6 protein-coding genes, 1 pseudogene and 1 riboswitch are annotated in these 7,761 nt (G+C 54.2%); of the genes and pseudogenes, 5 read left to right on the plus strand and 2 right to left on the minus strand.

Going from position 1 to position 7,761, the window contains the following annotated elements; genetic code table 11:
• From H928_RS30805 to H928_RS0111920, 5 genes are all read left to right on the plus strand, one after another.
• A partial coding sequence (locus tag H928_RS30805; RefSeq protein ID WP_306729944.1) for an RHS repeat-associated core domain-containing protein occupies positions 1-819 on the plus strand: 819 nt, incomplete at its 5' end.
• A gap of 716 nt (positions 820-1,535) precedes the next feature.
• On the plus strand, positions 1,536-1,880 hold the full coding sequence (locus tag H928_RS31540; RefSeq protein ID WP_148293135.1) for a hypothetical protein: 345 nt from the start codon (positions 1,536-1,538) through the stop codon (positions 1,878-1,880).
• A 759-nt stretch (positions 1,881-2,639) separates the two neighbouring features.
• Positions 2,640-2,805: riboswitch (yybP-ykoY riboswitch) on the plus strand.
• Between the two features lie 17 nt (positions 2,806-2,822).
• A complete protein-coding gene (mntP, locus tag H928_RS0111910) occupies positions 2,823-3,392 on the plus strand; it encodes a manganese efflux pump MntP (RefSeq protein ID WP_027010865.1) in 570 nt (189 codons plus the stop codon).
• Positions 3,393-3,835: 443 nt separating this feature from the next.
• Complete coding sequence (locus H928_RS0111915; RefSeq protein ID WP_021026715.1) at positions 3,836-4,837, plus strand: DUF808 domain-containing protein; 1,002 nt, start codon at positions 3,836-3,838, stop codon at positions 4,835-4,837.
• A 287-nt stretch (positions 4,838-5,124) separates the two neighbouring features.
• Positions 5,125-5,736: an OmpW family protein gene (locus tag H928_RS0111920; protein WP_027010866.1), complete on the plus strand. Its 612-nt coding sequence runs from the start codon at positions 5,125-5,127 to the stop codon at positions 5,734-5,736.
• A gap of 116 nt (positions 5,737-5,852) precedes the next feature.
• Here H928_RS0111920 and H928_RS0111925 read toward each other — a convergent pair whose 3' ends face one another.
• Positions 5,853-7,136, minus strand: a complete 1,284-nt coding sequence (locus H928_RS0111925) for an O-acetylhomoserine aminocarboxypropyltransferase/cysteine synthase family protein (protein WP_021026717.1) — start codon at positions 7,134-7,136, stop codon at positions 5,853-5,855.
• A 115-nt stretch (positions 7,137-7,251) separates the two neighbouring features.
• Positions 7,252-7,761: pseudogene (locus H928_RS33275) on the minus strand (YeiH family protein); the annotation flags it as partial.

A 7,761-nucleotide genomic window follows, 5' to 3' on the forward strand; every position in this document is an offset into this window, starting at 1 on the left:
CTGGGAACGCCCCATGCCTTGATCCGAGAAGACACCCGGGTGGATTGGGCAGTGCAATTGGATGCCTGGGGCAATGTGCGGGTGAAGCATAACCCCAGCGGGCTGTACCAACCGATTCGGCTGCCGGGGCAGCATTCGGATGAGGATACGGGGCTTTATTACAACCGGCATCGGTATTATGAGGGGCAACAAGGAGCCTACGTAAATCAGGACCCCATTGGCTTGAGTGGCGGGTGGAACAAATTTTTATATGCCTCGCGGCCAGTGACGATGATTGATCCGCTGGGTCTATGGGCATCACAGCTTGGATTCTATGTGCATCAGAATGTAACAAACTATCAAGGCTACATGATGCCATTTGGCTACGATTATTCGAGAGCAGAGTTATCTATGATTAATCAAGGGCAAGTTTGGGCAGATTCACCCCCGAATCAGACTTCAGCCAGTTCGTTTATGCATGCAATGAGGGATAAAGATGCCGCGCAAAATAAAAATCAATCGTGCAGCAGCTCAAATAATCTCATTCAAGATGTAATGAAGAAATCTTTTGAATTTAAAGCTGAGGGGAAAAAACAGGAATCTATTTTTATGTTTGGAGTCGCTCTTCATGTAATACAAGATGCCACTTCGCCCGTGCATAAAGGGCAGAAGGCTTGGTCAGAAAACTATGGACTTCCTCGCCAAATATTGCACGCTATGTCGGAGATTGTTGCGCCACCAAATAAAAATCATCCACTCTACACAGAAACCACAGCAGCATTAAAAGCGTATAAGGATAATGATCTATCTAAATTCAATCTCTCATGTCCTTGCAATTGAATATATCAATACTGATTGTATTTTTAACCTACTCAAGAAATGCGTATGCATTTGTGAGTAAAGATGCTATAGAAGTTGCGTTTTTTGTCACTTTGCTTTGGTTCGCACCAATACTACAAGCATTGCTGCTCGGGATGAAGAGCAAAAATTATTTGTATATTGTAAATATAGCTGTATTATTTTTCTTGCCCTGGACTCTTCTGCTTATACCGTATTCTCAGAATCTTGAAGTTATGATCTCGTGCATTTATTTTGGGTCGCCTTTTGTTGCATTGTTTATAAATTTTATTATTTATAAACAATATAAGTGATATCACCGCTGGCTAGATTGGGAGATATCGCCAGTTGCTTGGGCCGTATGCTGGTAAAGCATGGCTTTTTAGAGAATTTAGTAGCAGTATGAAGCTTCTCGCTCATGATGAGGATGTGGGGAGATATCTATTGATAAAAATATTAGTATGGGCTTTGTGTTGTGCTCAGTGGATAATGTCGCATATCTTATGCAATCAGGAGCTGTAAATAATATGATTTATAACATATTCTTATTGCTGGTAGCTGTATTTTTAGTTGATGAGTATATGCCTGGAGGGTTTGTTGAAGATGCAGCTATTTTTTAAGAAAAAATTACTATAAAGTAAACTTGATAGCATAACAGCGACGATTGAAAATGAATCCGATAAGACTTGTAAAAAATCAAATTATTGAAAAGGAAAAAAATGAATGAACTAGAGAAGCTAAATGTTTCAATAAAAGAATCAAGATATATGCATCTTGTGTTATTTTTTATCTTATGTCTGTATTTTTATTTTTTCGGAGGCATTGATTTAAACATGATGCTGGGGATAGGATTTATTGTGGCGCTACTGATGTCCTCGAATAATTATGTTTCAGATGAAAATAGCCATCGCATTGCTATATTTCATATTGTTTTGATTTTGATTATGATTGATGTATACGATTTTTTTTCAAAAGAAGGTAATCGGTTGAATAATATTTTAAATGCCATTACTCCAGTGGTTTTTTTATCGGCCCTATATGGATTTTATTTAAAAAGAAAATAAATGCTAAATATTGATTGTAAATTTCTTTACCTCGCCTCTCCATCTGACGGCATTCTGGATAATCGCATAGATAAAACAGTTATCTGCTACCTATGCCTTGTAAAGTGCTACGCGAGCTTTTAAGGTGATGTATTGAATAACCATTTGGTGCGATTTGTTAATGCGGATGACTTATTGATATGTCAGAAGCCTCTAAAGCTGCAATGAATTGAGTGATTTAATATATGCCAGTAGAGATTTTTCAAAAAATGTTTTATTGAAGTTGGATCATGAAAATGATTTTAATATAGTAATAAAATCTAAATTTCTCAAATTCATAATGACCAGGGTAATAGACGGCTGGCCACGCGTGTCTAATGATGTCAATAGAATGAAAGCTGCGGTAAATGGTTTTTGTCTATTTTTATGTTTTTCTTTTCGACTCTGTGGGCCATAAATGGGTAGGGGAACTCTGCAAGATACCCAGCCCACCTTCCCGCAGGGGATGATTCAAACATGAAACATTCGAGCCTGGCTTCCGGATTCAAGATGAAAGCCAAATGCACGCGCAAGCGTAATTTATGTCCTAGATAGAGTTAATTAAGCGGCCTCGAAATGCTACATGGCGCAATCACAGCATTTGTTTTGCGCGCGGGGGGTTAGCTAGGATTGGTTTTGATTTCTCGCGTGCAGAGACAGAGATGCGATCCATTCCTAAAGAACTTGGCGCGTTTGGGGCCATGTGCTCCGAAGCGCTGCGCAGCGTTTAGACTGCGGGCTCCCTTGGGGAGTAGCCTGCTTCCGCGCTGGAAGCGTCTGCGTCAACATACTCGGCATTTCGCATGCTGTGGCGCAGACATCCGTTCTTCGGTTGGCGAGACCATCGGCATGCCAGCACGACCTCGGTCGGGCAGTGGTGGCATGCCGTTGTGCTCATGCCCGACTGTCCTAGAAGAACCTTCGATGAACGCTGCTTCCATTTCCCTGTTGGCGCTTGCCATGTCTACCGATGCCTTTGCCGCCGCAATTGGCAAAGGCTCTGCCCTTGTCAAACCCCGTTGGTCGGAGGCGCTGCGCACCGGCCTGATCTTTGGTGTCATTGAAGCCATCACGCCGCTGGTGGGCTGGGCGCTGGGCTATGCCGCGGCCGATTATGTGAAGGCCTGGGACCACTGGATTGCTTTTGTGCTGCTCTTGGTGCTGGGCGGCCGCATGGTGCTGGGTGCCTTTCAAAGCGCCGATGAGCCCGAGATGAGCCGGCCCGCGCGCCATGGCTTCTGGCTGCTGGTGGCCACCGGCTTTGCCACCAGCATCGACGCGATGGCGGTAGGCGTGGGCCTGGCATTTCTGGATGTGAACATCACCGTCGTTGCGCTCAGCATTGGTTTTGCCACCTTTGCGATGGTGACCTTGGGCGTGATGGTGGGGCGCTTGCTGGGCAGCATCACCGGCCGCTGGGCGGAGGCGGTGGGCGGTGTGGTGCTGATTGCCATTGGCTCGCTGATTCTGTACGAGCACATGGTGGCCGTATAAAAACCAAAGCCGTCTGCTGGCATGGCAGAGGGCTTGGCTGCGTTTTGCGCTGTAGGAGCGTTGCTACAGGCAAAACAAAGCCCCGCAGAGCGGGGCTAAAGTGAGAGAGATCAGTGGGCTTGCAATCGCTGCGGGTGCCGGGTTTTTAGTTCTGGCTCAACCGCTTGCAGGCTGCGCTGGTATCAGAAGCGGGCAGGAGCACGCTTACGGTCACGTTCGTCTTCAGGCCAAATAGCAAACACTTCAGTCATTTCAGTCCTTTCACCTTTCTGGTGTAGATGGGTGTACAACGGGCCGCGCGCTGAAGTTGTTGACAAGGCCTGCATAAAGTTTTGTGAACAAGCTCCAACAAAACGTAGAAATCACCGTTTTATAGGGTCTGACACGGCATTGCACCGCGAAATCGCTATGATTTGCCACCGAATTTGGATTGGGAGTGCGTAATGGCTGGTGCTGGTTTGTTGATGTTGCTCGATGATATTGCGACCTTGCTCGACGATGTGGCGCTGATGACCAAGACGGCGGCGGGCAAGAGCACGGCCATCCTGGACGATGTGGCCACGCAGACCAAGGTGGCGGTGCAAAAGACCGCGGGGGTGCTGGGCGATGACCTGGCGCTGAACGCCGAGCAGGTGACCGGCGTCAAGGCCAACCGGGAGTTGCCGGTGGTCTGGGCGGTGGCCAAGGGATCGCTCAAAAACAAAGTCATCTTGGTGCCGGCAGCGCTTTTGATCAGTGCTTTTGCGCCTTGGTTGATCACGCCGCTGTTGATGCTTGGCGGCGCTTTTCTGTGTTTTGAAGGGGTGGAGAAGGTGCTGAGCCTGTTCCACAAGCCCGGCAAACAGGCGCCCCATGATGCCGTCAAGGAGTCCGAGCAGGCTGCGCAGATGGGCGTGGCGCCATCATCCGTGAAGGCTGCCAGCGAGAAAAACATGGACCCTGTGGCCTATGAAAAAGCCAAGGTGGCGGGTGCGGTGCGTACCGATTTCATTCTGTCTGCAGAAATCATCGCCATCGCGCTGGGTACTGTGGCCAGCAAGCCGCTGTGGGAGCAGTTTGCAGTGCTGGTGGCCGTGGCGCTGGCGATCACCGTGTTTGTCTATGGCCTGGTCGCCGGTATTGTGCGCATGGACGATGTGGGCATGTGGCTGATGCGCAAGACCAGTGCCGCTGCCAAGGCTTTTGGCCGGGGCCTGATTGCGTTTACGCCCTGGCTGATGCGTGGCCTGTCGATTGTCGGAACGGCTGCGATGTTCATGGTGGGCGGCAGCCTGCTGGTGCATGGCATTGGCCCGATCGAGCACTGGTTGGAGAGTACCGTAGCCCCGATGGGTGGCGTGGTGGCACTGCTGGCCCCAACGCTGGTGCATGTGGCTGTTGGTGCAGCCATTGGTGGCCTGGTGGTGCTGGCGGTGGAGGCCTGGCACAAGCTGCGCGGGCACTGATCGCAAGCAGCAGCGCATGGCTGCTGGCCGCGCCCCTCGGGCGCGGCCAGCAAGAAGCAGAAGGCGGCATCGCAACAGCGGGCCGCCTTTTTTCATCGCTTGTTTTGTCTCGTTGATCTGGGTCAGGGCCGTACAGCCCGCTAAAGCAGAAGATGCAGGCATGGACAGCAGAAAAAGCTCTGCCGCCTTCAGATACGGCGCTTGGCGCGGGTGGGGGCATGCAGATGCGGCCTGGGTTCAGCTACTTTTCAATCCATGCGAGCAAGATCGCAGCGAGGGCAATGACGATGAAAAAAATGATGTTGGCAGCGGCAGCTGTATGTGCAATGGCGTCGGGCGCGGCGATGGCGCAAGAGGCGCAAAGCCCCTGGCAAGTGCGTGTGCGCGCCGTGCATCTGGACAGCGCCAACAAGGACTCCACCGGCCTGGGTCTGTCGATCAATGACAAGACGATTCCCGAAGTGGATGTGACCTACTTCTTCACACCCAATATCGCGGCCGAGCTGGTGCTGACCTATCCGCAAAAGCACGACCTGCGCTCGGACGGCGCCAAGATCGGCACGCTCAAGCACCTGCCGCCCAGCCTGCTCGCGCAGTACCACTTCACCAATATGGGCGCCTTCAAGCCCTACCTGGGCGCTGGTGTGAACTACACGCGCTTCTCGAACGTGAACTTTGCACCCGCCGTCGAGGCCGCGCTCGATCCATCGATCAAGAAGAACAGCTTTGGCCCGGCGCTGCAGATCGGCTTTGACTACATGCTCGATAAGCACTGGTCGATCAACGTCGACGTGAAGAAGGTCTACATCAAGACCGACGTGCGCTCGGCCGGCACCAAGGTGGGCACCTTCAAGGTGGATCCTTGGTTGCTGGGTGTCGGTGTGGGCTACCGTTTCTAAAAGGGGTCTACAACCCGCTCCTGGTGGTTCAGGAGCCAAAGAGCACTGTGATTGAGCCGCTTATTGCAAGCGGCTCTTTTTTATGAAAGCGGCTCTTTTTTATGCGCGACGGCCCCTCAGACCTGGGCCAGCGCCTGCTCCAGATCGGCCAGCAGGTCATCGACATGCTCGATGCCGACCGAGAGGCGCACCATGCCTTCGCTCACGCCGGCTTTCTCCAGCTCTGCGCTGTCCAATTGGCGGTGCGTGGTCGAAGCCGGGTGCGTCGCCAGCGATTTGGCATCGCCAATATTGACCAGGCGGGTGAACAGCTGCAGCGCATCCAGAAAGCGGGCACCGGCAGCGCGCCCTTCGCCATCGGCGGCGTTGAGGCTGAAGGACAGAATGCCCGAGGCACGACCGCCCGACTGCTTTTGCAAGGTGGCATGGTCCGGGTGGTCGGGCAGGCCGGCATAGCGCACCCAGGCCACCTTGGGGTGCTTTTGCAGCGTCTCGGCAATCTTTTGCGTGTTCTCGCAGATGCGGTCCATGCGCAGCGCCAGGGTCTCGATGCCTTGCAGGATCTGGAAGGCGTTCTGCGGCGAAATGGCCGCGCCCATATTGCGCAGCGGCACGACGCGCGCGCGGCCGATATAGGCCGCAGGGCCCAGCGCTTCGGTGTAGACCACGCCGTGGTAGCTCACATCGGGCTCGTTCAAGCGCTTGAAGCGCGCCTTGTGCTCGGCCCAGGGGAACGTGCCGCTATCGACGATGGCACCGCCCACGCTGGTGCCATGGCCGCCCAGGTACTTGGTGAGCGAATGCACGACAATGTCGGCGCCATGCTCGATGGGGCGCAGCAGATAGGGCGAGGGCACGGTGTTGTCCACGATCAGCGGCACGCCATGGCGATGGGCCACATCGGCGAGCGCGCGGATATCGGTCACATTGCCCAGCGGGTTGCCGATGGACTCGATGAACACGGCCTTGGTCTTGTCGTCGATCAAGGCACCAAAGCTGGCCGGGTCGCGCGGATCGGCAAAGCGCACCTCGATGCCTTGCTGCGGAAAGGTATGGGCAAACAGGTTGTAGGTGCCGCCATACAAGGTGCTGGCCGAGACGATGTTGTCGCCCGCTTCGGCCAGGGTCTGGATGGCGGCGGTGATCGCTGCCATGCCCGAGGCCAGCGCCAGCGCGGCAATGCCGCCTTCGAGCGCTGCCACGCGCTTTTCCAGCACATCGGTGGTCGGGTTCATGATGCGGGTGTAGATATTGCCCGGCACCTTCAGGTCAAACAGGTCGGCGCCGTGCTGTGCGCTGTCAAAGGCGTAGGCCACCGTCTGGTAGATGGGCACGGCCGCAGCCTTGGTAGTGGGGTCGGGCGAATAGCCTGCGTGAACGGCCAATGTCTCGATGCGCATGGTGTTGGAATCCTTGTTGTTGGCGGAAAGATGCCTGCCCGTTGTAGCAGTTTTGCGCGCCGGGCCAACGATTTTTTGGGTATGAGCTTATGAGGCCGCAGAGGCCTCGGAGCGCTCAAATCCAGGTATTGACCGCCAGCCCGCCCAGCACCAGCCAGACAAACAGCACCAGGGCCAGCAGCAAGGGTTTGATGCCCGCAGCCCGTACCGAGCGCACATGGGTAGTGAGGCCCAGGCCGGCCATCGCCATCGTCAGCAGCGCGTTGTCCCACTGCACGCCGATGGCGAGTGCCTGCGCCGGGATGACGCCCAGCGAATGGATGCCCGCGACCGCGACAAAGCCCAAGGCAAACCAGGGAATGGTGATCTGGCGGGCCTGCACGGCGCCGTTGGTGGCGGGCTGCGGGGCCGGTGCTTCATTGCCAGGCCGCTGGGCCAGCCACAGCGACAGCGCAATCAGAAACGGGGCCAGCATCATCACCCGCACCATCTTGGCGACCACGGCGGTATCGGCCGCGCTGCTGCTGATGGCGCCGCCCGCAGCGACTACCTGCGCCACTTCATGCACGGTCGAGCCCACCCAGAGGCCATAGCCGGCCTCGCTCATCTGCAGGCTGGGCGCGAG

It is taken from the genome of Comamonas sp. B-9 (genome assembly GCF_000410635.1).
Taxonomy (GTDB): domain Bacteria; phylum Pseudomonadota; class Gammaproteobacteria; order Burkholderiales; family Burkholderiaceae_C; genus Comamonas.

Bases quoted from the DNA above. Each gene is read 5' to 3' on its own strand.
- H928_RS0111915 (WP_021026715.1), top strand. From the start codon at position 3,836: ATGGCTGGTGCTGGTTTGTTGATGTTGCTCGATGATATTGCGACCTTG.
- H928_RS0111925 (WP_021026717.1), bottom strand. From the start codon at position 7,136: ATGCGCATCGAGACATTGGCCGTTCACGCAGGCTATTCGCCCGACCCC.
- H928_RS31540 (WP_148293135.1), top strand. From the start codon at position 1,536: ATGAATGAACTAGAGAAGCTAAATGTTTCAATAAAAGAATCAAGATAT.
- H928_RS0111920 (WP_027010866.1), top strand. From the start codon at position 5,125: ATGAAAAAAATGATGTTGGCAGCGGCAGCTGTATGTGCAATGGCGTCG.
- mntP (WP_027010865.1), top strand. From the start codon at position 2,823: ATGAACGCTGCTTCCATTTCCCTGTTGGCGCTTGCCATGTCTACCGAT.